This is a genomic window from Stenotrophomonas sp. Marseille-Q5258 (genome assembly GCF_946900935.1).
In the GTDB taxonomy this organism is placed as follows: Bacteria; Pseudomonadota; Gammaproteobacteria; order Xanthomonadales; family Xanthomonadaceae; genus Stenotrophomonas; species Stenotrophomonas nematodicola.
Genome location: NZ_CAMPPN010000010.1, coordinates 1 through 24,572 on the forward strand (window position 1 = coordinate 1; position 24,572 = coordinate 24,572).

24 protein-coding genes, 7 tRNA genes and 1 other RNA gene are annotated in these 24,572 nt (G+C 66.3%); 11 read left to right on the forward strand and 21 right to left on the reverse strand.

What is annotated here, in order from left to right; translation table 11 throughout:
- A partial coding sequence (gene dnaX / locus OC534_RS07680; RefSeq protein ID WP_262071641.1) for a DNA polymerase III subunit gamma/tau occupies window positions 1–1,273 on the reverse strand: 1,273 nt, incomplete at its 3' end.
- Window positions 1,274–1,408: 135 nt separating this feature from the next.
- Here dnaX and OC534_RS07685 point away from each other — a divergent pair.
- The 6 genes from OC534_RS07685 to OC534_RS07710 all read left to right on the forward strand — a co-directional run bounded on the left by OC534_RS07685 (window position 1,409) and on the right by OC534_RS07710 (window position 5,636).
- A tRNA-Ser gene (locus OC534_RS07685) sits at window positions 1,409–1,501 on the forward strand.
- A gap of 226 nt (window positions 1,502–1,727) precedes the next feature.
- Window positions 1,728–2,951, forward strand: a complete 1,224-nt coding sequence (locus OC534_RS07690) for a DNA methyltransferase (protein WP_017355643.1) — start codon at window positions 1,728–1,730, stop codon at window positions 2,949–2,951.
- Entirely contained in the window at window positions 2,948–3,829 is an 882-nt protein-coding gene (locus OC534_RS07695; protein WP_017355642.1) for a hypothetical protein, read from the forward strand. The genes OC534_RS07690 and OC534_RS07695 overlap by 4 nt, the downstream gene beginning before the upstream one ends.
- Before the next feature lie 301 nt (window positions 3,830–4,130).
- On the forward strand, window positions 4,131–4,439 hold the full coding sequence (locus tag OC534_RS07700) for a hypothetical protein (protein ID WP_017355641.1): 309 nt from the start codon (window positions 4,131–4,133) through the stop codon (window positions 4,437–4,439).
- Between the two features lie 89 nt (window positions 4,440–4,528).
- Entirely contained in the window at window positions 4,529–5,173 is a 645-nt protein-coding gene (locus OC534_RS07705; protein ID WP_262071642.1) for a cation transporter, read from the forward strand.
- A 13-nt stretch (window positions 5,174–5,186) separates the two neighbouring features.
- A complete protein-coding gene (locus tag OC534_RS07710) occupies window positions 5,187–5,636 on the forward strand; it encodes a GNAT family N-acetyltransferase (RefSeq protein WP_262071643.1) in 450 nt (149 codons plus the stop codon).
- A 4-nt stretch (window positions 5,637–5,640) separates the two neighbouring features.
- On the opposite strand, the gene OC534_RS07715 is transcribed toward OC534_RS07710, so the two are convergent.
- Window positions 5,641–5,958, reverse strand: a complete 318-nt coding sequence (locus OC534_RS07715; protein WP_017355638.1) for a multidrug efflux SMR transporter — start codon at window positions 5,956–5,958, stop codon at window positions 5,641–5,643.
- A 275-nt stretch (window positions 5,959–6,233) separates the two neighbouring features.
- On the opposite strand from OC534_RS07715, the gene ffs reads away from it, so the two are divergent.
- Window positions 6,234–6,330, forward strand: an RNA gene (gene ffs / locus OC534_RS07720) — signal recognition particle sRNA small type.
- A 10-nt stretch (window positions 6,331–6,340) separates the two neighbouring features.
- Here the strand turns inward: ffs and OC534_RS07725 are convergent.
- From OC534_RS07725 to OC534_RS07735, 3 genes are read right to left on the reverse strand one after another with little or no spacing between them, the layout of a single operon-like run.
- On the reverse strand, window positions 6,341–6,727 hold the full coding sequence (locus OC534_RS07725) for a DUF4440 domain-containing protein (RefSeq protein WP_017355637.1): 387 nt from the start codon (window positions 6,725–6,727) through the stop codon (window positions 6,341–6,343).
- Window positions 6,728–6,729: 2 nt separating this feature from the next.
- The gene (locus tag OC534_RS07730; protein ID WP_017355636.1) at window positions 6,730–7,494 is read right to left on the reverse strand and encodes an MBL fold metallo-hydrolase; all 765 of its coding nucleotides are present in this window, start codon (window positions 7,492–7,494) and stop codon (window positions 6,730–6,732) included.
- Window positions 7,494–8,243 carry a 3-deoxy-D-manno-octulosonic acid kinase gene (locus OC534_RS07735; protein ID WP_017355635.1) on the reverse strand — a complete coding sequence of 250 codons (750 nt, stop codon included), beginning with the start codon at window positions 8,241–8,243 and terminating at the stop codon, window positions 7,494–7,496. Before OC534_RS07735 ends, OC534_RS07730 begins: the two co-directional genes overlap by 1 nt.
- A gap of 21 nt (window positions 8,244–8,264) precedes the next feature.
- Here OC534_RS07735 and OC534_RS07740 point away from each other — a divergent pair, with 21 nt between their 5' ends.
- Window positions 8,265–9,305, forward strand: a complete 1,041-nt coding sequence (locus OC534_RS07740; RefSeq protein ID WP_262071644.1) for a glycosyltransferase family 9 protein — start codon at window positions 8,265–8,267, stop codon at window positions 9,303–9,305.
- Window positions 9,306–9,334: 29 nt separating this feature from the next.
- Here the strand turns inward: OC534_RS07740 and OC534_RS07745 are convergent, their stop codons facing one another.
- Entirely contained in the window at window positions 9,335–9,739 is a 405-nt protein-coding gene (locus OC534_RS07745) for a DUF6165 family protein (RefSeq protein ID WP_017355633.1), read from the reverse strand.
- Between the two features lie 340 nt (window positions 9,740–10,079).
- Window positions 10,080–10,170: transfer RNA gene (locus tag OC534_RS07750), tRNA-Ser, on the reverse strand.
- 167 nt (window positions 10,171–10,337) lie between these two features.
- Here OC534_RS07750 and OC534_RS07755 point away from each other — a divergent pair.
- Entirely contained in the window at window positions 10,338–11,042 is a 705-nt protein-coding gene (locus OC534_RS07755; protein ID WP_026070711.1) for a protein phosphatase 2C domain-containing protein, read from the forward strand.
- Window positions 11,043–11,120: 78 nt separating this feature from the next.
- On the opposite strand, the gene dnaQ is transcribed toward OC534_RS07755, so the two are convergent.
- Genes dnaQ through OC534_RS07770 form a run of 3 tightly spaced genes read right to left on the reverse strand, consistent with a single transcriptional unit; the run spans window position 11,121 to window position 12,965 of the window.
- Window positions 11,121–11,852 carry a DNA polymerase III subunit epsilon gene (gene dnaQ, locus OC534_RS07760; protein WP_136005587.1) on the reverse strand — a complete coding sequence of 244 codons (732 nt, stop codon included), beginning with the start codon at window positions 11,850–11,852 and terminating at the stop codon, window positions 11,121–11,123.
- Window positions 11,853–11,856: 4 nt separating this feature from the next.
- Window positions 11,857–12,309 carry a ribonuclease HI gene (gene rnhA, locus OC534_RS07765; RefSeq protein WP_017355630.1) on the reverse strand — a complete coding sequence of 151 codons (453 nt, stop codon included), beginning with the start codon at window positions 12,307–12,309 and terminating at the stop codon, window positions 11,857–11,859.
- Between the two features lie 11 nt (window positions 12,310–12,320).
- Window positions 12,321–12,965, reverse strand: coding sequence for a hypothetical protein (locus OC534_RS07770; RefSeq protein WP_017355629.1), 645 nt, complete (start codon window positions 12,963–12,965; stop codon window positions 12,321–12,323).
- Between the two features lie 11 nt (window positions 12,966–12,976).
- Here OC534_RS07770 and gloB point away from each other — a divergent pair, with 11 nt between their 5' ends.
- Both gloB and OC534_RS07780 read left to right on the forward strand, forming a co-directional pair.
- Window positions 12,977–13,744: a hydroxyacylglutathione hydrolase gene (gene gloB, locus OC534_RS07775; protein ID WP_262071646.1), complete on the forward strand. Its 768-nt coding sequence runs from the start codon at window positions 12,977–12,979 to the stop codon at window positions 13,742–13,744.
- Window positions 13,741–14,955, forward strand: a complete 1,215-nt coding sequence (locus OC534_RS07780) for a lytic transglycosylase domain-containing protein (RefSeq protein ID WP_153164566.1) — start codon at window positions 13,741–13,743, stop codon at window positions 14,953–14,955. Before gloB ends, OC534_RS07780 begins: the two co-directional genes overlap by 4 nt.
- 119 nt (window positions 14,956–15,074) lie before the next feature.
- Here the strand turns inward: OC534_RS07780 and OC534_RS07785 are convergent, their stop codons facing one another.
- From OC534_RS07785 to OC534_RS07835, 11 genes are all read right to left on the reverse strand, one after another.
- Complete coding sequence (locus OC534_RS07785; protein ID WP_136005578.1) at window positions 15,075–17,048, reverse strand: peptidyl-prolyl cis-trans isomerase; 1,974 nt, start codon at window positions 17,046–17,048, stop codon at window positions 15,075–15,077.
- A gap of 179 nt (window positions 17,049–17,227) precedes the next feature.
- Window positions 17,228–17,304 (reverse strand) — tRNA-Asp (locus OC534_RS07790).
- A 90-nt stretch (window positions 17,305–17,394) separates the two neighbouring features.
- A tRNA-Asp gene (locus OC534_RS07795) sits at window positions 17,395–17,471 on the reverse strand.
- A gap of 82 nt (window positions 17,472–17,553) precedes the next feature.
- Window positions 17,554–17,630: transfer RNA gene (locus OC534_RS07800), tRNA-Asp, on the reverse strand.
- Between the two features lie 29 nt (window positions 17,631–17,659).
- Window positions 17,660–17,734: transfer RNA gene (locus OC534_RS07805), tRNA-Val, on the reverse strand.
- An 11-nt stretch (window positions 17,735–17,745) separates the two neighbouring features.
- Window positions 17,746–18,018, reverse strand: a complete 273-nt coding sequence (locus OC534_RS07810; RefSeq protein ID WP_017356992.1) for an HU family DNA-binding protein — start codon at window positions 18,016–18,018, stop codon at window positions 17,746–17,748.
- A 205-nt stretch (window positions 18,019–18,223) separates the two neighbouring features.
- Window positions 18,224–20,689, reverse strand: coding sequence for an endopeptidase La (gene lon, locus OC534_RS07815; protein WP_017356991.1), 2,466 nt, complete (start codon window positions 20,687–20,689; stop codon window positions 18,224–18,226).
- 143 nt (window positions 20,690–20,832) lie between these two features.
- Window positions 20,833–22,122, reverse strand: a complete 1,290-nt coding sequence (clpX, locus tag OC534_RS07820) for an ATP-dependent Clp protease ATP-binding subunit ClpX (RefSeq protein WP_017356990.1) — start codon at window positions 22,120–22,122, stop codon at window positions 20,833–20,835.
- 126 nt (window positions 22,123–22,248) lie between these two features.
- The gene (clpP, locus tag OC534_RS07825) at window positions 22,249–22,875 is read right to left on the reverse strand and encodes an ATP-dependent Clp endopeptidase proteolytic subunit ClpP (RefSeq protein ID WP_017356989.1); all 627 of its coding nucleotides are present in this window, start codon (window positions 22,873–22,875) and stop codon (window positions 22,249–22,251) included.
- Between the two features lie 67 nt (window positions 22,876–22,942).
- Entirely contained in the window at window positions 22,943–24,238 is a 1,296-nt protein-coding gene (gene tig, locus OC534_RS07830) for a trigger factor (RefSeq protein WP_153164568.1), read from the reverse strand.
- Window positions 24,239–24,473: 235 nt separating this feature from the next.
- Window positions 24,474–24,558: transfer RNA gene (locus OC534_RS07835), tRNA-Leu, on the reverse strand.
- Window positions 24,559–24,572 lie beyond the last annotated feature (14 nt).

The following is a 24,572-nucleotide window of genomic DNA, read 5'->3' on the forward strand; positions in this document are numbered from 1 at the left end:
GGGTTGGGGCGGGCGCCGGCGGCGCCACCACCGGGGCCGCTTTCGGCACGGCCGGCGTGGCGGCGGCCGGCGCAGGCGCGACGGCCGCCGCAGGGGCCGCAGCGACGGCACCAACGCCGTGGCCGCTGCCGGTGCCACCGGTGCTGCCCACCCCGGTGCCGGTCTCCGGATCACGCGGTACCGGCGGCACCGCCGCCGCCGGGCGGAAGGCCAGCATGCGCAGCACGGCCATTTCGAAGCCGGCGCGCGGGCTGGGCGCCAGATACAGATCGCGGCGCCCATTCAGCGCCATCTGGTACCACAGCTGTACCACTTCCGGGCGCAGGCGACCGGCAAAGGCCACGGCATCGATGCCCTCACCCGCCGCCGATGCGCCCGGGACCAGCTGCTGCACCTGGATGCGGTGCAGGCCTTCGGCCAGCGCTTCCAGCACGCCACCCCAGTCCGGCGAGAATTCCGCCAGCAGCGCGACCACCTGCAACAGGCGGGGGCCGTCGCCGTCGGCCAGCGCATCGAGCATGGCGGCCACCTGGGTACGGTCGACCGTCCCCAGCATCGTGCGCACCACGTCTTCGCGCAGCGCACCACCGGCGTAGGCGATGGCCTGGTCCAGCAGCGACAGGCCGTCGCGCAGGCTGCCGTCGGCCGCCTTTGCCAGCTGGACGATCGCGCTCGGGTCCGATTCGATCTCTTCGGCAGCCAGAATCCGGGTCATCTGCCCCTGGATCTGGTCCTCGTCGAGCCGCTTGAGGTTGAACTGCAGGCAGCGCGACAGCACCGTCACCGGCAGCTTCTGCGGATCGGTGGTGGCCAGCAGGAACTTCACGTGCTCCGGCGGCTCTTCCAGCGTCTTCAGCAGCGCGTTGAACGCCGCCTTGGACAGCATGTGCACTTCGTCGATCAGGTAGACCTTGTACTTGCCGCGGGACGGCATGTACTGGGCGTTCTCGATCACCTCGCGGACGTCATCGACACCGGTATTGGATGCGGCATCGATCTCCAGCAGGTCGATGTAGCGACCCGAATCGATGTCCAGGCAGGCCGGGCACTGGCCGCACGGGTCGGCGCTGGTGCCCTGCTCGCAGTTCAGCGACTTGGCGAAAATACGCGCGATCGTGGTCTTGCCCACCCCGCGGGTGCCGGTAAACAGGAACGCATGGTGCACACGGCCGCTGTCCAGCGCATTGCTGAGCGCGCGGACCACGTGTTCCTGGCCCACCAGCTCGGCAAAACGCTTCGGACGCCACTTGCGGGCAAGGACGAGATAGGACATCAGGCCACCGTCTTCATCGGGACGTCCATTGTGCCACGCCTGTCCAGCCACCCTGCCCCCGCGTCTTGCCGCTTGTGCGTTGGCGATTCCCCCGCTAGAATCTGCGCCCCTGCAGCGGGTTGTTGCCGCAGGTCCGGAGAGGTGTCCGAGTGGTTGAAGGAGCACGCCTGGAAAGTGTGTAAGCGTCTAAACCGCGCTTCGGGGGTTCGAATCCCCCTCTCTCCGCCAGACAAACGTAGAAAGGCCGCCTTCGGGCGGCCTTTCTGCTTTTCGCCCTTCGATCTCAGCCACCGCGACAACGTCGCGCGATTCTTTGGCGGCGTCAGTCGTCCCGACGTTACCATCCCCCCATCGCATACACGTGAGGCCTCACTTGCTGTTCGCCCCCCCCCCTACCGCCAGGCCGAAGGCGAAGCCGCTGCAGACCGCCCGGTCAGGAACGTTCACGGACAACATGCGGCTGCCCGTCCACCGGTGGTTTCGCTATTCGGCAGGCTTTTCTGCTGAATGGGCGGAAAGCGTCATCGATGCCCACGGCGGCAAGCACTGCACCGTGCTTGATCCCTTCGCAGGATCCGGCACCACGCTTGTCGCCGCGGAGCACTGCGGCGCGGCCGCGTTCGGGTTTGAGAGCCATCCGTTCGTAAACCGCATTGCCGAGGCCAAGCTGTCCTGGCCCAGCGACAGCGATGCGTTCCTGGACGCCGCCGAGACGGTAAAGCAGCATCTCGACACCTGGGAGACGCTCATCACCGAGGCACAGGGTGCGCCCGATCTGCTGCAGAAGTGCTACTCCGTTGACGTGCTTGCCCAGCTCTATGCCCTGCGCAACGGATACACGACGGAGTCCGGCGCGCTCGATCCCGCTGCGGCGCGACTGGTGTGGCTGGCCATCACGGGCATCCTGCGCGCCTGCAGCGGCGTGGGTACGGCGCAATGGCAGTACATCCTGCCCAACAAGTCGAAGGCCAAGGTGCTGGAGCCACGGGTGGCATTTGATGCCAAGGTGCAACAGATGGCCGCGGACATGCGCTCGGCCCAGGAACACCGGTGGAGCGGTTCTGCCCGTGTGTTCGCCCACGATTCGCGCAATGCGCAGATCCCGATTGAACCTGGTTCCGTCGATCTCGTTCTGACGTCCCCGCCCTATGCAAACAACTATGACTATGCGGACGCTACCCGGCTGGAAATGATGTTCTGGGGGGAGATCAAGGGCTGGGGTGATCTGCAGAATGCCGTTCGTCAGCACATCGTTCGTTCGTGCTCCCAGCACGCGGCCGCCGATCGCGTCGATCTGGCGAGCATGCTTGAACATCCCAGCCTGTCAGCCATTCACAGCGAGATAAGCGAGGTCTGCAACGAACTCGCCACGGTACGCCTCGGCAAGGGCGGCAAGAAGGCGTACCACATCATGGTCGCAGCGTACTTCCACGACATGGCGGCCACGTTCACCATGCTTCGCCGCGCCTGCCGTGACGGCGCGCGGATGTGTTTTGTGGTCGGCGATTCCGCGCCGTACGGCGTCTACGTGCCTGTCGACGACTGGCTGGGACGCCTGGCGGTGGCCGCCGGCTTCACCTCGTATTCCTTCGAAAAGCTGCGTGACCGCAACACGAAGTGGAAAAACCGGAAACACACCGTGCCTTTGCACGAAGGCCATCTATGGATTGAGGGTTGACTGTGGCGAAATCTCCATCCCACCGCTTTGGACAGATCATCGGCGACCTCCTGGAGGAGATCGTCCTGCCGCAACTCCAGGCGTACTGCGATGCACGCGGGCTCTATCTGGACAAGAAGGGAAAGCGCGCGGCCCGCTCGGGCTCGAAGGTCAGTTGGCAGGATCGCTACAAGAACTTCCACGACCTCGATTTCGTCATCGAGTCGGGCGGAAGCGATGGCGTCCGTGGGCGCCCGGTTGCCTTCATTGAAGCTGCCTGGCGCCGCTACACGAAGCACTCCCGCGCCAAAGCCCAGGAAATCCAAGGCGCGGTCATGCCGATCGCCGAACAACACTCCTGGGACAAGCCTTTCCTTGGCGCCATCCTCGCGGGTGTGTTTACCAGGGACTCGCTGGCGCAGATGCGCAGCTGTGGTTTCGAAACCATTCTGATGCCCTATGACTCGATTGTTGAGGCATTTGCGTCCGTCGGCATTGACGCACGATTCGATGAGGAAACGCCGGATCAGGAGTTCGCGCATGCCGTCGAGCAGATCGAATCACTCACGCCCGAGAAGAGAGCCTCGCTCAAAGCGCAACTGACCGCGAACAATGCAGCGCAGTTGGCGGGCTTCTTCGACAGCCTGAAGAAGGCCATCGACAGGGCCGTATCCAAGGTCATGGTCATTCCGCTGCACGGCGTGGAAAGGGAGTTCGCCGGGGTGGATGCGGCAACGCAGTTCCTCGCGGAGCACGACCAGGCCAGAGTCGACGAAGGCGCGTTCCGCAAATACGAAATCGTCGTGCGTTACTCCAATGGTGACCGCGTTGAGGCCTCCTTTGAAGACAGGGCAGCGGCCCTTGGCTTCCTGGGTTACATCGGGGCCACTGCGCACTAACCGGGCGCGCGGGGATCGGCCCCATTAGGGACAAGGTGCATTGTCCCTCCCATGTGGCAGGATCCGGCACTCGGTCAACTGCAAGGAATGCACGATGATGACAAGGACGATGTGTTGTGCCCTCGTACTGGCCTGCGCGGTGGGCATAACCGCCTGCACGCAACCGGCCGCATCCGATGGACCGGCCGCGCCTGGCGCGCCAACGCCCGAAGCAGGTGCGCCGGACGCAGGTGCCGATCCGGCACCCGGCACAGCGGTGACCCACATTGCTCCCGGCCCTTCGCAGCAGGCCCGTGCCTGCATGATTGCAGGCGAGTTCCACCTGTTCGGAAAGACGCTCCGCTCCCGCGATTGCGTGCAGTCCAGCGGCGCCTCGAGCGACGCCGAGCTGAAGAAGATCTGCGAAGGCCTGGCGGCCACCTCCGCGCAGATGGGAGGCAAGGCAGGCCAGGTCACGTATATGGACGCCTGCCCGTCCCCATCGCAGGGCCGCTGCAGACAGCTGTTCGGCCTGGCGTTCGATGGCTACTACTACGAGCGTTCCGCCGACGACCTGGCCGGCCTGCCGGACAGCTGCACCCACGGGGGCGGCCACTGGACCACCGGCTGAACCTGCCGGCCCGGCCATCCGTCGATCGGCCGCAGCGCCCCGGATCTGGATTACAGTCGCTTCGCCTCCCTCGCCTGTGCGCTGCCCCCATGTCCGACTGCTGCGGTTGCGGAAAGATCGTCGATGTTGCCGCCCTCCAGGCCAGGCAGCGCCGCGTGCTGGGCATCGTGCTGGCCATCAACCTGGCCACGTTCGTGATGATGGCCGGCGCGGCCTGGTGGAGCCACTCGTCCTCGCTGCTCTCCGGCAGCCTGGACAATCTGGGCGACGCGCTCACTTACGCGATCAGCCTGGCGGTGGTGGGCGCTTCCGCGCGGACCAAGGGGCGCGTGGCGCTCCTGAAGGGACTGCTGATCCTTGGCGCCGCCCTGGCCGTTGCCGTGCAGATCGGCTGGCGGCTCACCCATCCCGCCGTCCCGTTGTTCGAGGGCATGGGAATTGCCGGCGCGCTGAACCTGGCGGCCAACGGGGTCTGCCTCTGGCTGCTCACGCCCTTCCGCCACGGCGACGTCAACCTGGCATCGGCATGGGAATGCTCGCGCAACGACATTGCCGAGGGCGTGGCCGTGCTGCTGGCAGCGCTCGCCGTGTGGGTGTTCGGTGCTGGCTGGCCGGACCTGCTGATCGCCGGCGCGCTGCTGGTGATGTTCCTGCGCTCGGCAGTGCGCGTCCTGCGCGCGGCCTGGCAGGCGCTGCGTGTGCAGGCAACGTCGAACACGCCGGAGGCACGCTAGCCATCGCCCCACGATGCGCATCTCCCGCCCCTACCGCCCCGCCGACGCGGACGCCTGCCTGCGCATCTTCGACAGCAATGTGCCCGGCTATTTCGGCGCACATGAGCGCGCCGGCTTCGCTGCGTACCTGCAGCATCCAGACCGCACGGGCGACTACCGGGTGATCGAGCGCGACGGCCGGATCGTTGCCTGTGCCGGCCTGGCGATCGATGGAACAACCGCCGCGTTCTGCTGGGGGATGGTCGAGCATGGCCTCCACCGCCAGGGGCTCGGCCACACGCTGGCGCAGGCGCGCCTGGGGCTGGCGCGTGCCGTGGGTGCGCAGCGCGTGACCCTAAGCACCAGCCAGCACACGCGCGGCTTCTACGCGGCGCTGGGCTTCACCGTGACCCGGGTCGTCACCGACGGCCACGGCCCGGGCCTGGATGCGGTGGAAATGGAACAGGTCCTGTCCGGCCGATGACGGCTCAGCCGCTCGAGACCTTCATCAGCACCAACCCGCTGACGATCAGCACCGCCGCGCCGATCCGCATCGCGCTGATCTGCTCGCCCAGGAAGACGATGCCGACCACGAACGCACCGACCGCACCGATGCCGGTCCAGATCGTATACGCGGTCCCCAGCGGCAGCGTGCGCATGGCCAGCGACAACAGCCAGAAACTGGCGGTCATGGTGACCAGGGTGATGATCGAGGGAGTGAGTTTGCTGAACCCGTCGGACTGCTTCATCGCGAACGCCCAGACGATTTCCAGCACACCGGCTGCCAACAGATAGATCCAGGCCATGCGGCCCTCCTTGATGGGGCCAGGCCGTCCTGGTCAGTCGTACCCGATGCGGGGGAGGTCGTTCCTCCTGTGCGGCGTATTTTACCCACCCGACCGCCCGATGGGCGGTCTGCCGGGCAGCGGGCTACACGGGATTCAGACTCGCCAGTCTGGCACTGCGTGCCGCGCATGCGCTAGAATGCGCGACTGCACTGCCGGACCTGTTCCGTCGCGCAGCTCCAGCATCCAGCGGCCGATCCTGATCGCCCTGTCTGCGGAACGTCTCTATGGTGGCCCCGTCGGCCCCTCGCGACGCTAGGTCGAAAATCCCGCCAGGGCCGGAAGGCAGCAACGGTATCGATCGACGCGGGCGCCGAGGTCAGCCGGCGGGGCCGCCACCTTTTCAGGGGTCCGGTACCGGCGTGCCCTGGTGGAACACCATCCGCCACGCGCCTGCGCGCAACCGCCACAGCGAACTGCGCAGCACCGTGCGCTGGCGCTCGCCATTGATCACGTAGGCGCTGCGATAGCGCACCTGCGCAACGTGCGCGTCGAGCAGCAGGACGCTGACGTCCTCGGCGAGGATCTCGACCTGCGCCCGTTCGGCCGGCAGTTCCGCCAACGCGGTGGCGCGGTCGAAACAACCGCCGGAACTCCCTATTTCGGCGAAGTCGTCATCCAGCAGTGCCGACAGGCGCGCCCGGTCACCACGCACGACCGGGTCGTGCAGCGCGCGCTCCAGCGCCTCCAGATGATCGGCCAGCGCACTGGGCACCCGGCCGGCCGCCATGCTCAGGGGTCCTGCGCGACCACGTTCGCGGCAGTCGGCGTGGCCAGCACCACGCACTCGCCGGGCAGCGCGACGCGATGGCCACGCTGGCGCAGGGCCTCGCCATCGGCGTGGCTGGCGTAGTGGTACAGCATCATCCGCGCCTGCAGCGCGCGGCTGTATTCGCGCTCCAGGTCATCCACACCGGTGTGCGACGGATTGCCGTGCAGGCCGCAGTCGTGGGCGATCAGTTCGTTGTCGTCGGCAAAGCGCGCGAGCATTTCCGGGATCGGCCGGGTATCTCCGCTCCAGGTCAGGGCACCCTTCAGGCGCAGGCCGTAGGCGGTTTCCGGCCAGTGGTGGCGCACCGGGAACACTTCCATGCGCACGCCGTCGTGCCAGAACGCGTCACCGACCACGATCAACTGGAACGCATCCCAGAAGTTGGCACCGCCCTCGGCCAGCACGTTGGGGTAGTCGGCGACCCGCCGATGCAACAGCGGCACTACCGGGGCCGGCACGTACAGGCGGATGCGCCCGCGGCGCTGCGGCGAGAAGAACGCATCCACGAACAGGCGCTCGAACCCGGCCACGTGGTCCAGATGCACATGGGTCACGAACAACGCCTGCGGCATGTGCCCGTAGTGGGCCTGGAAGGCGGTGAGCCCCTCGCCGCCGCAGTCGATGGTCAGCCACGGCCGTCCGGCGCGCTCGATCACCGCCATCGGCGACCCCAGTTCGACGGCCGACGCATTGCCGACCCCCATGAAACGCAGCGCCCAGTCCATCAGTAACCCCGGTTCCAGGCCAGGTCGTAGGCACGGCGCAGCCGTGCATAGTCTTTTTCCACGTCGTCGTGGCTGCGTTCGCCGCGCAGCTTGATCAGCGAGCGCAGCAGCCGCTTGAGATTGCGCTCGCGCCAGCGGGTGGCGGGAATGCGCTGCACGCCGCGGTCGAAATCGATCAGCCAGCCGTGGCCGTTGGCGTCGAACAGGATGTTGTGCGCGTTGAGGTCGGCATGGTCCAGGCCGGCGCGGTGGAACCGGGCGATCAGCCGGCCGGTCTCCTCCCAGGGCGCGCCACGGCCCGCCACCAGGGCACGGTCGGCCAGCGAGCGCACGCCTTCCAGGCGTTCCATCAGGATGGCCGCGCGGTACCGCAGCCCCTCGCGCATGTAGAACGCGGCGATCGGACGCGGCACCGGCAGCTTCTGCGCGCGCAGCGCGCGCATCAGGCGGAATTCGGCGAAACTTCGGGTGTGGTTGGCGCCCCGCCAGAAATACTGGTCACGGCTGAATCTGGCCGCCACGCCGCCGCGCAGGTACTGGCGCAGCACGCTATGGCCGAACGGCGCATCGACGAACCAGGCGCCGCCGCGGCCCCCATCACCGACCGGGCGCGCACGCTCGCCCCAGTGCGCCGGCGAGAACAGGCTCATCTCGGCTTGCCGCAGCCGCTCGCGGTCGAACAGAATGGCACCCATCCCGCGTCCATCGCGGCAGGGCGTCAGCGCTTCAGTGGCGTCGAATGCGACCATTCCTTCGAGTCTAACAACACCATGCCATCAGCGTCCTCTTCCTTGTGCCTTTTGCGTTTGTCCGCACTCGGGGACGTGACCCATGTGGTCCCCCTCGTCCGCACCCTGCAGCGCGCCCGACCGGGCCAGACCCTGCACTGGATCATCGACAAGGCTGGCCACAAGCTGCTGGACGGATTGCCCGGCGTGGTGTTCCACCCCTACGACAAAAAGACCGGGCTGGCCGGGATGCGCGCGCTGCGCGCGAGCCTGCCGCCCGGCCGCTTCGAGGCGCTGCTGCAGATGCAGGTGGCGTTCCGCGCCAACGTGCTGTCGGCCTTTGTACCGGCGCAGCGCCGGATCGGCTACGACCGCGCCCGCTCCAAGGATCTTCACGGACTTTTCATCAATGAACGCATTCCCGACCGCCCCGGCATCCATGTACTGGACGCGATCGGCAGCTTCTGCGAGCCTCTGGGCGTGGTGCAGGACACGGTGAGCTGGGACCTGGCGGTACCGCCTGCGGCGTTCGAATGGGCGCAGGCGCAGTGGGAGGATGACGGCCGGCCGGTGCTGATCATCTCGCCCTGCTCCAGCCATGTGCGCCGCAACTGGTATGCCGATCGCTACGCGGCCGTGGCCAACCATGCCACTGCTCGCGGCTGGCGGGTGGTGCTGTGCGGTGGGCGCAGCACGCTGGAGCGGGACATGACCGATGCCATCCAGGCCCAGCTGCAGACCCCGGCACTCGACCTGGTCGGCAAGGACACGCTCAAGCAGCTCCCCGCGCTGCTTGCCCGCGCCAACCTGGTGATGACGCCCGACTCCGGGCCGATGCACATCGCCAACGCAATGGGCGCCAAGGTGCTGGGCCTGCATGCGGCCAGCAACCCCCATCGCAGCGGGCCCTACTCGGACCGCCGCTACTGTGTGGACCGCTACGACGATGCCGCGCGGAAGTTCCTCGGCAAGCCGGCCAGCGAACTGAAGTGGGGCGCCAAGGTGGAGTTCGACGACGTGATGCAGCTGATCACCGTCGAGGACGGCATTGCGGCATTCGAACGGTATGTTGCCGACCGGTAGGGCCGGGCGCTGCCCGGCACCGTCGCCGCTCATGCGCCCGCAGCGTAGTCCTTGTACGACTTCTCTTCGACGTAGGCCGAGCCCAGCGCGAGATTGATGTCTTTCTTGATCCGGGCGCGCGCGTCGTTCTGCAGGTAGACCGTGCGGGCCAGCTCGATGAAGCGCTCGTCGAAGGCCTGGGCCTTGTCCTGCAGGCGGATGTCGTCTTCGGTATCCCACAGGCGCTCGTTGACGGCCTTCAGCTCGGCGCGCAGGCGCGCGACATCCTTGACCGCAGCCGGATGCGCCATCCAGGTCTGTTCCAGCGCGCTCAACTCGGCGCGGATATTGGCCAGCTTGGCCGGATCGCTGATGCGCTCGGACTTGATCTGCAGGATGGAAATCTTGTCGAGCAGCTCGCCGAAGGACACGGGAACGAGGATTTCAGCGGTCATGGTGGGGCATCCGTTACGTGAGGCGGTCAGTTTAACGGACCGCACCGCGCGGGGCGTCCGCCGCCGGAACGGAGCGCAGCCGACCAACGGTCGGCTCTACCGGATTGCCAATAAAAAAGCCGCCCAGTGGGCGGCTTCTTCATTGATCTGGCGGAGAGGGGGGGGATTGCGGGGCGCATCCGTGCGCCCCGCCCTTCCGCGCCATGCGCTCCAGGGCCAGCCTTTCGGCTGGCCGGATTCGCTCCTGGCGAATCCGTCGAACTCCAGCGGGTGTGCGATCAACCCGGCTCCCCGTCAGACCAATAAAAAAGCCGCCCCGTGGGCGGCTTCTTCATTGATCTGGCGGAGAGGGGGGGATTCGAACCCCCGAGGCGCTATAAACGCCTGCCTGATTTCGAGTCAGGTACATTCAACCGCTCTGCCACCTCTCCAGATGGTCCCGGCGAACCGGGGAGCGAATGATACGGGCAGGACGCGCCGGCGACAAGTCATTGCGTGCAATGAAGTGAATTTCTTCTGTATGGATGCCTTGCCGGATGTCCGGCGGGCCGCGATCATGCCGTTCATCCCCGCAACAATCCCCGGCCTTCGCACCGCCATGATCGAATTCGGACACCTGACCCACCCCGGCCTGCGCCGTGACCTCAACGAGGACACCTACTACGGCGATGGAGAGCTGTCCCTGTGGCTGGTGGCTGACGGCATGGGCGGCCACGCCTGCGGCGAAGTCGCCAGCGCCCTCGCCCGAGAGACCATCGTGCGCGAGATACGCCGCGGCGCCACCCTCGCCCAGGCCATCCGCGTGGCCGATGAGGAGATCATCCGCACCTCGCGCCGCCGCAACGACAGCCTGCCGATGGGCACCACCGTGGTTGCCGCGCGCGTGCAGGGCAATCGCTATGAAGTGGCGTGGGTCGGCGACAGCCGCGCCTACCTGTGGCGCGATGGCACGCTGGCGCAGTTGAGCCAGGATCACAGCGTCGTCCAGGAAATGGTCAGCCAGGGCAATCTGACCGCCGAGCAGGCGCGCGCGCACCCGCACCGCAACGTGGTGACCCAGGCGCTCGGCGTGACCGACCCGGCGCACCTGAACGTGGCCACCACCACCGGCGAGCTGCGCCCGGGCATGCAGCTGCTGCTGTGCAGCGACGGCCTGACCGAGGAAGTGGAAGACCAGGGGATCGCCCGCACCCTCGCCTTCGACGACGCCAGCGCGCAGGAATGCGTGGATACCCTGGTGGCCGCTGCACTGGATGGCGGCGGCTCGGACAACATCACCGTCATCCTGGTGCGCTGCCACTGACGCCGCCCCGCCCCGGGCAGCGCCGACCACGGGTCGGCCGCCCGGGGGCTGCAGACGCTCCCGCGCGCCCGGCGCGATTCAGGCGCTGGCGGCTTCCGCCATCTCCGGCTCGCCGTCCCAGATGGCACGACCGGCCTTCTTGCGCAGTTTGGCCAGACGCGCCTCATGGGCCTCCAGCTCCGAGGCGGTGGCGACCACGCGCGGGCGCGGCAGCAGGCGCGAGGTGTCGAAGACCTGGGCGTGCGCCGTGCCCGGCCGGCCCTCATCGACCGACCCGAAGCCGATCTCCTCCTGGCCCGACGTCAGCGCGATATACACATCGCCCAGGATCTGGGCATCGAGCAGGCCGCCGTGCAGCTGGCGGTGCGCGTTGTCCACGCCCAGCCGCTTGCACAGCGCATCCAGCGAGTTGCGCTGGCCCGGGAATCGCTCGCGGGCCATTTTCAGCGTATCGATGACCGAACAGCGGTCGGTGATCCGACCGTACTGGTCACCCAGCAGCGACAGCTCGTTGTCCAGGAAGCCCAGATCGAACGCCGCGTTGTGGATGATCAGCTCGGCGCCGTCGATGAAGGCCAGGAAGTCCTCGGCCACCTCGGCGAACGTGGGTTTGTCGGCGAGAAACTCCAGGGTCAGGCCGGTGACTTCCTGCGCGCCGGGTTCGAACTCGCAGTCGGGCTTGAGGTAACGGTGGAAGTGGTTGCCGCTGGGTCGGCGCTCGAGGTATTCCACGCAGCCGATTTCGACGACGCGGTTGCCCTTCTTCCACTCCAGGCCGGTGGTTTCGGTATCCAGGATGATCTGACGCATGGGCTCAGTGTACCGGTCCAGTGGCGCGGATCCGCATGGCCGCGTCGCGGGCGAGCTGGTCCACGCGCTCGTTGTCCGGGTCGCCGGAATGCCCCTTCACCCAGCGCCAGTCGATGGTGTGGCGCAGGGTGGCCGCGTGCAGGCGCTCCCACAGTTCGCGGTTCTTGACCGGATCACCGCCGGCGGTCTTCCAGTTCTTGCGGATCCAGCCCGGCATCCACTGGGTCAGGCCCTGGCGCACGTACTGGGAGTCGGTGAACAGCACGATGTTGCAAGGCTCGGTCAGCGCCTCGAGTCCGGAAATGGCTGCCATCAGCTCCATCCGGTTGTTGGTGGTGTGCGCTTCACCGCCGCTCAGCTCGCGCTCGTGCGCGTTGTAGCGCAGCAGCGCCGCCCAGCCGCCGGGGCCGGGATTGCCAAGGCAGGAACCGTCGGTGTGTATTTCAATTGTTTTCATTGCAGTCCAGATCAGGTCGCCACAGTGCCGTGCCAACGGCGTACCGGCAGTGGCGTTGGCCCCGGCAGGGCCAGGGTGCGTTTTTCAGCAGTGAACAGACAGGCCGCGCGCAGTGGCGCCAGGCTGCTGCGGTCGGGCGCGCGGTCGCGCCACATCGGGCCGAGGTAGCGCAGTTCCTCGCAGGTGAGCCCCGCCTGGGCCAGGGTATGGCGCAGGCGCTGCGGCGAGCGCACCACCAGGCCGTGCCGGCGCCATTGGCTGCGCCACGGGCTGAACGGATTGAGGGTGGACAGCCACAGGCGGCCGCCGGGCATCAGCACGCGCGCGCACTCGTCGATCAGGTGCTCGGCGTCGCGCGCGGTCACATGCTGCAGGACGATGGCGTTGACGCTTTCGCCGGGCAGCGGCAGCGGCAGGCCGCAGCGGGCGTCGCCGGCGTAGCCCCCTGCGTCGCGGTACAGGCGCAGGCCGCGTCCAGGCAGTGTGGCCTGCTCCAGCCATGCAGGGGTCGGGGCGATCCACAGCCACGGGGTCACCGGGTGCACGGACAGCAGCGGATGCAGGCGCTCGAACTCGAGACGGCGCAACGCCTGCGCCGGTTCAGTATCAAACCAGGATGCGACTGTCGCTTGACGGGGGCGCGGCGCGGCGGGCATGGTCCAATTCTATGCGACTGACCGCCCTGCCCGCCTTCGCGGACAATTACATCTGGACGCTGGTCGCCGACGACGGCCGTGCGTTGATCATCGACCCCGGCCAGGCCGCGCCCGTGCTGGCCGCCGCAGCGCAGCAGAACTGGCGTCCGGAGGCCATCCTGCTCACCCATCACCACGACGACCACATCGGCGGCGTGGCCGAACTGCAGGCCCGTTTCCCGGGGGTGGAGGTGTATGCGCCGGTGGAACCGCGCATCGACCTGCCTGCCCATCGGGTCGCCGAAGGTGAATGCATTCAGGCACTGGGGCTGGGCTTGCACGTAGTATCCGTGCCCGGGCACACCCGGAGCCACATCGCGTTTCACACCCCTGAACACCTTTTCAGTGGCGATGCGCTGTTCAGCCTGGGCTGTGGGCGCATGTTCGAAGGTACGCCGTCCCAGCTTCTGGCATCCCTGCACAAGCTGGCGTCCCTGCCGTCGCAACTGCTGGTCTGTTGCGCCCACGAGTACACCGTGTCAAATGCCGTCTTCGCGCGGCATGTCGACCCCACCAACGCTGCGTTGTCGCAGCGCCATGAGGAGGCTTTGGCCATGCGCCGCGATGACCGCCCCACGCTGCCGGTAACCCTGGCAAGCGAGCTCCAGTGCAATCCGTTCCTGCGTACCCATACTGCCGTGATCCAGCAGGCCGTCAGCGCCCATCTGGGTCGTCCCGTCACCGATGACGTCGACGTGGTCGCCGGTCTGCGGCGCTGGAAAGACGGATTCAGTACGTGAGTCGGCGATTGTTGCCGCTCGCGCTTGGCCTGGCGATCGCCGTGGCCGGCAGCGCGGGCGCCCAGTCGTTGACCGCCGGCATGTCGCAGAACGTCGCAGGGCTGTCCTCGCTGCCACTGGACCCGTCCGCCCTGCCGCCGCCTTCGGTGCGCAATGGCCAGGAGATCTTCGCCAGCTTCCGTGAGGGCCTGGCCGAGCCGACCTGCAATACCGAGGCCACCAGCCCGCGCTGGCAGAAGCAGTTCGCCCACGCCCCGTCCCGCCTGGCCAACCAGGATGATGACGCCCTGGTGCTGTTCGGCTATGTGGTCGAAGAGCTGCGCAAGGCCGACCTGCCGACCGAATTCGCGCTGATCCCGTTCGTGGAGAGTGGCTACCGCCCCAACGCCCGCAACGGCAGTGGGCCGACGGGCCTGTGGCAGTTCATCGCCACCACCGCCAGGAACCACCGCGTGCAGATGACGCCGGGCTACGACGGCCGCCTGTCGGCGGTGGACTCGACCCAGGCGGCGGTGCGGTACCTCAAGACGCTGCACGGCATGTTCGGCGGCGACTGGCGCCTGGCCACAATGGCCTACAACGCCGGCGAGTACCGGGTGCTGCAGTCGCTGCGCAAGGCCGGCATGAACGCGCAGAATGCGCGGCCGGCCGAGCTGCCGGGTCTGTCGCCGATCACCTATGCCTACGTCGAGAAGCTGCATGCCCTGGCCTGCGTGCTTGAAGACGCCGAGACCGAGCCGGCAGTGATGGCCTCGCTGGACCGGACCGTGCCGGTGCTCAAGGGTCACACCCTGCCAGCGGGTACCAGCGTGCAGCAGTGGGCCGCCCAGCGCTCGCTGGACCCGGCACGCATCGCACGCCTCAACCCGGCCCTGGCAAGCGGCAAGGGCCGCCCGTCCGGGCAGGTGACCGTGCTGGCCCCGACCACGCACGCGCCCGTGGACGCCAGTGCCAGTGTCGCCGCCGTGGCCAGTGCCCCGGCCTCCCCGGTAGAGGCGACCAGCCCCCGCAACGCACCCGCTCCGGCCACCAGCCGCACGGTGGCCAGCGCCGATCGCCCGCGCAGCCGCCGCCACACCGTGCGCGACGGCGAGTCGGCGTGGACCATCGCGCGCCGCTACGGCATGCCGCTCAAGGCGCTGCTGTCGCTCAATGGCTTGTCCGGCAGCAGCGTACTCAAACCTGGCGCGGTGCTTCGCGTCGAAGACTGAGCCACCCGCCCGGTCGATACCTGTCAGAAGCCCGGCCATGCCGGGCTTTTTTTGTCAGGCGCACAACGCAGAAAGCCCGGCGATGCCGGGCTTTCTGCTGTCCCTGGAACCGGGGTCGGTTACAGGTTCGCTTCTTCGGTCTGCACCTTGTAGTGCTTGCGCATGGCCTGGATGTAGGCCTTGGCCGCGGCCATGCCGTCGATCTGGCTCAGCTGCTGCTTGAGCTGCTGCTGCTGCTCCGGCGTGACCTCAGCCACGTTGCCCGGGGTGACCTTGTTCACCGCGAACACCAGGTAACGCCCCTGCACCTCGACCTTGCCGTAGGTCGGCTTGCCTTCCGCCGGCTGCGCCGCAGAGAACACCGCGCGGTTGATTTCCGGGGTCGGTACCGGCTGCGTGCGCGGCAGGCCCGGCAGCGGGCTGATCTGCAGCTGCTCGCTGGCCTGCAGCGCCTGCAGGGTCTGTCCGGCCTTGAGCTTGGCCAACAGAGCATCCACGGCCTTTTCCGACGCCTGGCGGGTACGGTCGGCATGGATCGCCGCGATCACCTGCTCACGCGCCTTGTCCAGCGGCAATGCCTGCTCGGGGGTGTGCTCGGTGACGCGGATCATCACGCTGTGGTTCGGTTCCAGCTCGATCGGGTCGCTGACCGTGCCGTCCTGCGTCAGCACGTCGGAGAATGCAGCGCGCAGCACGGCCGGGTTGGTGGCGATGCCGCTGGCGGTGGCGCGGTTGAACGGGCCCAGGGTCTGCACCGGCAGACCGATCTCCTTGGCCGCGCCTTCCAGCGAGGTCGGGTTCTTGTAGACCAGATCCACCAGGCGGCCGCTCAGCTCAGTGAACGCACGGTCGTTGTCGGCCTTGAGCTGTTCGGCGGCCAACTGGTCGCGCACCTCCTCAAATGCACGGCCCTCGCCGCCCTTGAGTTCGCGCAGCTTCAGCACGTGGTAACCGAAGTCGGTCTTGACCGGCCCGGTCACGTCACCGACCTTCATCGCGAACAGCGCGTCTTCGAACGGCTTGACCATCGCACCACGCTCGACCCAGCCCAGATCACCGCCGGTGCCCTTGGAGCCCGGATCTTCGGAGTTGGCATTGGCCAGCGCGGCGAAATCGGCACCCGGCGCCTTGGCCTCGGCGGCAATGCGCGTTGCCTTCTCTTCGGCGGCCTTGAGCTTGGCCGGGTCGCTGCCGTCGGCGGCGATCAGGATGTGCGAGGCCAGACGCTGTTCGGGCGTGGCGAAACGCGCCTTTTCATCGTCATAGCGTTTGCGCAGCGTGGCCTCATCGGCGGGCGCCGCAGCCGGCAGGTTCGCGCCATTGATCTCCACATACTCCAGCGCCACCGTCTCCGGCTGGCGGAAGTCCTTCAGATGCGCGTCGTACCACTGCTTGATCTGCGCGTCGGTGACCTCGGCGGTATCGGCCGGCGTTTCCGGCAGCGCGGCGATCTCCACGTCACGCGTTTCGCCCAGCAGCTTCATCAGACGCTCGGCTTCGGCCTGGGTGGTGAAGCCGGACAGCTGCAGCGCCGAGGGCACCACGGACTGCTGGATGCTCTCGCGCACCAGCGCCTCGAACTGCGTCGGGGTACGCGGCGGGTTGCTGCTGGCCAGTGCGATGCGGTACTGGTCGTTGTTGAACTTGCCGTCCGGTCCGATGAACCCGGGGATCGACACGATGTAGTCGCGCACGGCCTTGTCACCGATCACGATGCCGGACTGTTCGCCGGCCAGGCGCACGACCTGCTCGTCGATCATCTGGTCGAGCACGGCCAGCTTGTTCTCGGTGCTTTCGAACTCACGCGGGTCGAAATTCTCGCCCTGCTCCTGACGCGCCTGCTGGCGGGCCTGTTCAAAACGCACGCGGAAGTCCTGCGAGCTGATCTCGTGGTGCTGCCACAGGAACGACATCGGCCACCATGACGGTGCCGACTTCCACCAGGTTGGCGGCGCCGCCACCTTGGCCACGTTCTGCGCACCGACGCCACCGAGGTAGCTGTTGTCGATCACGAACAGGAACGGAATCATCAGCAGCCCCAGGATCACGGTGACGATCCAGCCTGAGGTCTTGTCGCGAAGTTTCTGCAGCATGGGAAGAATCAAGGCCTGATTGGCGAGCCCGGCAGTGTAACCCGCTTCGGGCGCGGCTCCAAAAGCGGCGCGGCGGCCTGCAGTCGCGGGCTTTCCATGCGCGGGCGGGAACGACACGTGCGCGGGCGGCGGACGCGCAAAAGAAAGGCCCCTGGTTTGCACCAGGGGCCCTCAAGAATTGGCGGAGCGGACGGGACTCGAACCCGCGACCTCCGGCGTGACAGGCCAGCATTCTAACCAGCTGAACTACCGCTCCGCGCTTGAAACTTTGCAGGCGCTCATTATATCCGAAGATATTCTGAAAAACCTACCCCGATTTACTGCTTTTCGAGGATTTATTTACAACTGGCGGAGCGGACGGGACTCGAACCCGCGACCTCCGGCGTGACAGGCCAGCATTCTAACCAGCTGAACTACCGCTCCGCGCTTTGACTCTTCTGTTTTCCGCAGCGACTCGCACCGTTGCAGAAAACAAGGCCCCCGATTGCTCAGGGGCCCGGTGTAGTGGCGGAGCGGACGGGACTCGAACCCGCGACCTCCGGCGTGACAGGCCAGCATTCTAACCAGCTGAACTACCGCTCCACTTTCAAACCAGTGTTACTGGCAGTGCTTGGTGGGTGCTGAGGGTTTCGAACCCCCGACCCTCTCCGTGTAAAGGAGACGCTCTACCGCTGAGCTAAGCACCCCAGCAAGCCGCTTAGTTTACGGCATCCTTCAGGGCTTTGCCAGCCTTGAACGACGGATTCTTCGAAGCAGCGATCTTGATGGTGTCGCCGGTCTTCGGGTTGCGGCCGGTACGGGCAGCGCGCGCACGGACCTGGAACGTGCCGAAGCCAACCAGCGTCACCGCTTCACCGCCCTTCAGGGCCTTGGTGACGGAAGCGATGACGGCATCGACGGCGCGGCTGGACTCGGCCTTGGTCAGGTCGGCGGCTTCAGCAACGGCGTCGATCAATTCGGTCTTGTTCATTCTCTACAGCTCCTTTGGCGGGGATTCCGCGTATTCGACAGTAAAGCATCCGACCGACAGTGCAGTCGGATACCGTGAAGTTCTCAGTTCGCCGAATTCAGTTTTTTGCTGACTCGCGAGTGGTGCTTTTATACCAGTCGCCCCCTACCCACGCAAGCTGAAAAGCCAATAACGACGCGGGTTTCGGCGATTTCCAGATGGCGCGTCAGTGCTTGACGCGCGTCGTGGAAGCTGTCTTGCTCTTGCCGCGCACTGTGACGCGCTGCCCATCTTTACCGGGCTTCTTCGGCGTCAGCGGTGTCTCCAGCGCCAGGTCGAGCACTTCTTCGATCCACTTCACCGGCACGATCTTCAGATCACGGGTGACGTTGGCCGGGATGTCCGCCAGATCCTTGCGGTTCTCCTCGGGAATGATCACCGTGGTGATGCCACCGCGCAGCGCCGCCAACAGCTTCTCCTTGAGGCCACCGATGGCGGTCACACGGCCGCGCAGGGTGATCTCACCGGTCATGGCGACTTCGGCGCGGATCGGCACCTTGGTCAGCATCGACACCAGCGAGGTCACCATCGCGATGCCGGCGCTGGGACCGTCCTTGGGCGTGGCACCGTCCGGCACGTGGACGTGCACGTCGTGCTTCTGCAGGAACTCGGCGTCGATGCCCAGGCGCTCGGCACGCGAACGCACCACCGACAGGGCGGCCGACGCCGATTCCTTCATCACGTTGCCGAGCTGGCCGGTCAGGATCAGCGCGCCCTTGCCCGGGACGAGGGTGGATTCGATCTGCAGCAGGTCGCCGCCCACCTCGGTCCAGGCCAGGCCGGTCACCAGGCCGATCTCGTTCTGTTCCTCGGCACGGCCGAAGTCGAAGCGGCGCACGCCCAGGTACTTGTCCAGGTTCTTGCCAGTGACCGACACCAGGGCCTTCTTCTTCGCCCCGGCCTTCTTGCCGGCCTTGGCCGGCTTGGCCGCCGCGACCGGACCGGCCAGTGCGATCTCCTTGACCACCTTGCGGCAGATCTTGGCGACTTCGCGCTCCAGGTTGCGCACGCCCGATTCGCGGGTGTAGTAACGCACCACGTCCTGGATGGCGTCGGCCCCGATGTCCAGTTCCTCCGGCTTCAGGCCGTTGGCCTTGAGCTGCTTGGGCACGAGGTAGCGCATGGCGATGTTGAGCTTCTCATCCTCGGTGTAGCCGGGGATGCGGATGACTTCCATGCGGTCCAGCAGCGGGCCGGGGATGTTGAGCGAATTGGAGGTCGCCACGAACATCACTTCGGACAGGTCCAGGTCCACTTCCAGGTAGTGGTCGTTGAACGCGTTGTTCTGCTCGGGATCGAGCACTTCCAGCAGCGCCGACGACGGATCGCCACGGAAGTCCATCGACATCTTGTCGATCTCGTCCAGCACGAACAGCGGGTTCTTGCTGCCGACCTTGTTGAGGTTCTGCACGATGCGGCCCGGCATCGAGCCGACATAGGTGCGACGGTGGCCGCGGATCTCGGCCTCGTCGCGCACGCCGCCCAGGCTCATGCGCACGAACTTGCGGTTGGTCGCCTTGGCGATGGACTGGCCCAGCGAGGTCTTGCCCACGCCCGGCGGCCCGACCAGGCACAGGATCGGCCCCTTCATCTGCTTCACCCGCGACTGCACGGCGAGGTACTCGAGGATGCGGTCCTTGACCTTGTCCAGGCCGAAGTGATCGGCATCGAGCGTGTCCTGCGCGGCCTTGAGGTCCTTGCGCACCTTGGTGCGCTTCTTCCACGGCACGCCCAGCAGCCAGTCCAGGTAGTTGCGCACGACCGCCGCTTCGGCCGACATCGGCGACATCTGCTTGAGCTTGTTGAGCTCGGCCTTGGCCTTGGTCTCCACCGGCTTGGGCATGCCCGCCTCGGCGATCTTGCGGGCCAGCTCTTCCAGTTCGCCCGGCGCGTCGTCCAGATCACCCAGTTCCTTCTGGATGGCCTTCATCTGTTCGTTGAGGTAGTACTCGCGCTGGCTCTTTTCCATCTGCGACTTCACGCGGCCGCGGATGCGTTTTTCCATCTGCTGCACGTCGATTTCGCCGTCGACCAGGCCGACCAGCATTTCCAGGCGGTCGCCAATCTGCAGGGTCTCCAGCAGGCGCTGCTTGTCGGCCAGGCGCACGCTGATGTGCGCGGCGATGGTATCGGCCAGACGCGCCGGTTCGTCGATGCCGGCCAGGGTCTGCAGCAGTTCCGGCGGCAGCTTGCGGTTGGTCTTGACGTACTGCTCGAACAGCGACATCAGCGAACGGGCGATCGCTTCGATCTCACGCGGCTCGCGCGATTCGTCCGATTCGATTTCCACGCCCACGCCATGCAGCGAGCCGTCGCGCTCGGTGACCTGGGTGACGTTGACGCGCGACAGGCCTTCCACCAGCACCTTGATGGTGCCGTCGGGCAGTTTCAGCAGCTGCAGCACCTGGGCCAGCGTGCCGACCTGATAGAGGTCGGCCGCAGCCGGGTCGTCGGTCTCGGCCGACTTCTGCGCGAGCAGCAGGATGCGCTTGTCCGCCTCCATCGCCTGCTCCAGCGCATGCATGGACTTGTCGCGGCCGACGAACAGCGGAATGACCATGTGCGGGAACACCACCACGTCACGCAGCGGCAATACCGGCAGGTCGAGAGTCTCAGTAGGGGAACGGGCCATGTGGGCTCCAGTGGAACAGTGGGAATGGCCTCCGGGCGGCCTCGCCCGGATACAAAAAAAGCCGATGGCCTCGTTATGGGGCCATCGGCTTCTAGATGCAAGCTGTTCTGAAAAAATTCTTTCAATTCAATTACTTGAACTGATTATTCAGCACCAGCCGCCTTCTGTTCAGGCGCCGGCGGCGTCTGGTAGATCAGGTACGGTTCGGACTTGTGTTCGATCACCGATTCGTCCACCACCACCTTGCTGACGTTCTCTGCCGACGGCAGGTCGTACATGGTGTCCAGCAGAACCGATTCGACGATCGTCCGCAGACCGCGCGCACCGGTCTTGCGCTTGAGCGCCTTGCGGGCAATGGCAGCCAGGGCGTCCGGACGGAACTCGAGCTCGACGTGTTCCATCTCGAACAGCTTCTTGAACTGCTTGGTGATGGCGTTCTTCGGCTCGGTCAGGATCCGCACCAGGGCCGCTTCGTCCAGCTCTTCCAGGGTGGCCACGACCGGCAGGCGGCCGACGAACTCGGGAATCAGGCCAAACTTGATCAGGTCCTCCGGCTCGACTTCGGCCAGCACCTTGCCCACTTCCTGCTTGCGCTCGGCGCTCTTGACCTTGGCCCCGAAGCCGATGCCGCCCGAATCGTTGGACCGCTGCTGGATCACCTTGTCCAGCCCGGCAAACGCGCCGCCGCAGATGAACAGGATGTTCTTGGTGTCCACCTGCAGGAATTCCTGCTGGGGGTGCTTGCGGCCGCCCTGCGGCGGAACGCTGGCCACGGTGCCTTCGATCAGCTTCAGCAGGGCCTGCTGGACGCCTTCGCCGGACACATCGCGGGTAATCGACGGGTTCTCGCTCTTGCGCGAGATCTTGTCGATTTCATCGATATAGACGATGCCCTGCTGTGCCTTCTCGACGTCGTAGTCGCACTTCTGCAGCAGCTTCTGGATGATGTTCTCCACGTCCTCGCCCACGTAACCGGCTTCGGTCAGCGTGGTGGCGTCGGCCATGGTGAACGGTACGTTGAGCAGGCGGGCCAGGGTTTCGGCCAGCAGCGTCTTGCCCGAACCGGTCGGACCGACCAGCAGGATGTTCGACTTCGCCAGCTCGACGTCGTCGTTCTTCTGGCGGCTCTCGATGCGCTTGTAGTGGTTGTACACGGCCACGGCCAGCGTGCGCTTGGCGCGGTTCTGGCCGATCACGTACTGGTCCAGGACCTCGAGGATCTCGCGCGGCTTGGGCAGCGAACTGCGTGCCGACTGCGCCTTCTCCTCCAGCTCCTCACGGATGATGTCGTTGCACAGCTCCACGCATTCATCGCAGATGAATACGCTCGGACCCGCAATCAGCTTGCGCACCTCATGCTGGCTCTTACCGCAGAAGGAGCAGTAGAGGATCTTGCCGCTGTCCGTGGAACGACCTTGGCGGTCTTCGCTCATGCTTCGCTTACCCAGTTACCCCACCCGCTGAACGGGGGTTCGATTCGAGAATAACACAGGGCCCGGAGGACGCCAGTCCTGCCCGACCCTGCGGAAACAAGCCGGAATGCCGGCCTGGTGGCGTCATCACGCCGGCTGGATCGACTCTTCCGGACGACGTTCCAGCACCTGATCGACCAGCCCGTAGGCCATCGCCTCGGACGCGCTCTTGAAGTTGTCGCGTTCGGTATCGCGCGCGATGGTCTCCAGCGACTGACCGGTGTGCCGTGCCAGGATTTCATTCAGGCGCGAACGCAGCGTCAGGATCTCGCGCGCATGGATGTCGATATCCGTGGCCTGGCCCTGGTAGCCGCCCAGCGGCTGGTGGATCATCACGCGCGAATTGGGCAGCGCATAGCGCTTGCCGGCTTCGCCCGCGGCCAGCAGGAGGGCGCCCATCGAGGCCGCCTGGCCGATGCAGGTGGTGCTCACATTCGGCTTGATGTACTGCATGGTGTCGTAGATCGCCATGCCGGCGGTGACCACGCCACCGGGCGAGTTGATGTAGATGTTGATGTCCTTTTCCGGATTCTCCGACTCCAGGAACAGCAACTGCGCCACCACCACGTTGGCCATGTGATCGTCGATCGGGCCCACGAGGAAGATCAGGCGCTCCTTCAACAGGCGCGAATAGATGTCATAGGCGCGCTCGCCGCGGCTGGTCTGCTCGACCACCATCGGAACCAGGTTCAGGGCTTTGGTTCGGTTGTCCATTACGTGAGGCACCTATCTTGGGGGGGACAACCCCGCGCCGGAGCGCGGGGCGTGAAACGCCGTCCGCTTACTGACGGATGGCGTCCTGGAACGACATCTGCTGCTCGGTGTGCTGGGCGCGCTCGGCGATCCAGTCGATCACCTGCTCTTCCATCACGCGGTTCTGCAGCCCACTCATCAGCTGGGGGTCGTTGCGGTACATCTCAATGACCTGCTCCGGCTCTTCGTAGGTCGAGGCGATCAGGCGCATGGTTTCATTCAGGCGCTTGGGGTCCAGGCGCAGGTCGTTCCTGCGGGCCACTTCACCGACCAGCAGGCCGACGAGCACGCGCTTGGCGGCGGCGTCCTTGAAGCCTTCGTGGGCATCGGCCGGGACGTCGCCCGGGTTGCGGCCGCTGCGGCGGATCTGCTCGATCTGCTGGGCCAGCATGGCGCGGGCTTCGTTCTCGACCAGGCGCGGCGGCATTTCCACCGACGCATAGGCAGCGATCAGCTGTTCACCCACTTCACGGCGCAGGCGGTTCATGAGCGCACCCTTCAGCTCGCGCTCCAGGTTGGCGCGGATGTCCTTGCGGAACTGCTCCACATCGCCACCCTTCACACCAAAGCTCTTGATGAAGTCTGCATCGACCTCCGGCAGCACCGGTTCGGACACGTCCACCGCCTTGACGGTGACCTTGACCTGCTTGCCCGCCAGCGCCGGCACGCGCCAGTCGGCCGGGAACTCGACGTCGAGGGTCTTTTCCTCACCCTTGGCCAGACCGACCAGGCCCTGTTCGATCTGCTCGAACATCATGCCCTGGCCCACGATCACGCTGCCCTTTTCGCTGCCTTCGGCCGGCAGGCGCTCGTCGCCGGCCTGCGACCAGGTTTCCAGCGCGACCAGGTCGCCGTCCTGGGCACCCCGGGTGACCGGGCTCCAGCTGCGGCGCTGTTCGCGCAGGTTCTGGATCATCTGGTCGATGTCGGCATCGTTGATCTCGGCGGTGTGACGCACCACGGTCAGCTTGCTGACGTCCACGTCGCCGAAGTCCGGCACCAGTTCGACGGTGGCCACGAAGGAGAATTCGCCGTCATCGCCCTTGTCGATGCGCGGGGTGCCGGCGATGCGCAGCTCATGCTCGCGCAGGGCGGCATCGAAGGTTTCGCGCAGCAGGCCGTCGACGGCTTCGCTGCGGACCTGCTGACCGAAACGCTGCTCGATCACCTTGGCCGGGATCTTGCCCGGACGGAAGCCCTTGATCCGCGCGGTACGGGCGATTTCGCCCAGACGGCCGCTGATGTGGGTCTGCAGGCGGTCTTCCGGCAGCGAGAAGGTCAGGCGGCGTTCCAGGTTGCCGGTGGATTCGATCGAAGCTTGCATGTTGACTCCTGCCACCGGCGGCATGGGCCCCGGCACGATGTGATGGATGAAACGGGTTTTGGACGCGGGGTCGTGAACGCGCTTGCCCGCCGCAGCCCTGTAGTTTCGCCGATTACGGCCAGCGCCGCCAGCACAGGGCCGGGAACGTCACAGGGCGCGTCACGCCCAGCATGTGGCCGTCTCCCGGATCCGGGACGTGCCCTTGGTCATGGGTGCGGGCCAAACCGGCCCGCACTGGTGCGAAAGGGGGGACTCGAACCCCCACGCCTTGCGGCACTGGAACCTAAATCCAGGGCGTCTACCAATTCCGCCACTTTCGCGAGCGTGCGCTCAG

Excerpts from the sequence above, each read along its gene's own strand:
- OC534_RS07690 (WP_017355643.1), top strand. The coding sequence starts at position 1,728 with ATGCGGCTGCCCGTCCACCGGTGGTTTCGCTATTCGGCAGGCTTTTCT.
- OC534_RS07700 (WP_017355641.1), top strand. The coding sequence starts at position 4,131 with ATGATTGCAGGCGAGTTCCACCTGTTCGGAAAGACGCTCCGCTCCCGC.
- OC534_RS07705 (WP_262071642.1), top strand. The coding sequence starts at position 4,529 with ATGTCCGACTGCTGCGGTTGCGGAAAGATCGTCGATGTTGCCGCCCTC.
- OC534_RS07710 (WP_262071643.1), top strand. The coding sequence starts at position 5,187 with ATGCGCATCTCCCGCCCCTACCGCCCCGCCGACGCGGACGCCTGCCTG.
- OC534_RS07715 (WP_017355638.1), bottom strand. The coding sequence starts at position 5,958 with ATGGCCTGGATCTATCTGTTGGCAGCCGGTGTGCTGGAAATCGTCTGG.
- OC534_RS07725 (WP_017355637.1), bottom strand. The coding sequence starts at position 6,727 with ATGGCGGCCGGCCGGGTGCCCAGTGCGCTGGCCGATCATCTGGAGGCG.
- OC534_RS07730 (WP_017355636.1), bottom strand. The coding sequence starts at position 7,494 with ATGGACTGGGCGCTGCGTTTCATGGGGGTCGGCAATGCGTCGGCCGTC.
- OC534_RS07735 (WP_017355635.1), bottom strand. The coding sequence starts at position 8,243 with ATGGTCGCATTCGACGCCACTGAAGCGCTGACGCCCTGCCGCGATGGA.
- OC534_RS07740 (WP_262071644.1), top strand. The coding sequence starts at position 8,265 with ATGCCATCAGCGTCCTCTTCCTTGTGCCTTTTGCGTTTGTCCGCACTC.
- OC534_RS07745 (WP_017355633.1), bottom strand. The coding sequence starts at position 9,739 with ATGACCGCTGAAATCCTCGTTCCCGTGTCCTTCGGCGAGCTGCTCGAC.
- OC534_RS07755 (WP_026070711.1), top strand. The coding sequence starts at position 10,338 with ATGATCGAATTCGGACACCTGACCCACCCCGGCCTGCGCCGTGACCTC.
- dnaQ (WP_136005587.1), bottom strand. The coding sequence starts at position 11,852 with ATGCGTCAGATCATCCTGGATACCGAAACCACCGGCCTGGAGTGGAAG.
- rnhA (WP_017355630.1), bottom strand. The coding sequence starts at position 12,309 with ATGAAAACAATTGAAATACACACCGACGGTTCCTGCCTTGGCAATCCC.
- OC534_RS07770 (WP_017355629.1), bottom strand. The coding sequence starts at position 12,965 with ATGCCCGCCGCGCCGCGCCCCCGTCAAGCGACAGTCGCATCCTGGTTT.
- gloB (WP_262071646.1), top strand. The coding sequence starts at position 12,977 with ATGCGACTGACCGCCCTGCCCGCCTTCGCGGACAATTACATCTGGACG.
- OC534_RS07785 (WP_136005578.1), bottom strand. The coding sequence starts at position 17,048 with ATGCTGCAGAAACTTCGCGACAAGACCTCAGGCTGGATCGTCACCGTG.
- OC534_RS07810 (WP_017356992.1), bottom strand. The coding sequence starts at position 18,018 with ATGAACAAGACCGAATTGATCGACGCCGTTGCTGAAGCCGCCGACCTG.
- lon (WP_017356991.1), bottom strand. The coding sequence starts at position 20,689 with ATGGCCCGTTCCCCTACTGAGACTCTCGACCTGCCGGTATTGCCGCTG.
- clpX (WP_017356990.1), bottom strand. The coding sequence starts at position 22,122 with ATGAGCGAAGACCGCCAAGGTCGTTCCACGGACAGCGGCAAGATCCTC.
- clpP (WP_017356989.1), bottom strand. The coding sequence starts at position 22,875 with ATGGACAACCGAACCAAAGCCCTGAACCTGGTTCCGATGGTGGTCGAG.
- tig (WP_153164568.1), bottom strand. The coding sequence starts at position 24,238 with ATGCAAGCTTCGATCGAATCCACCGGCAACCTGGAACGCCGCCTGACC.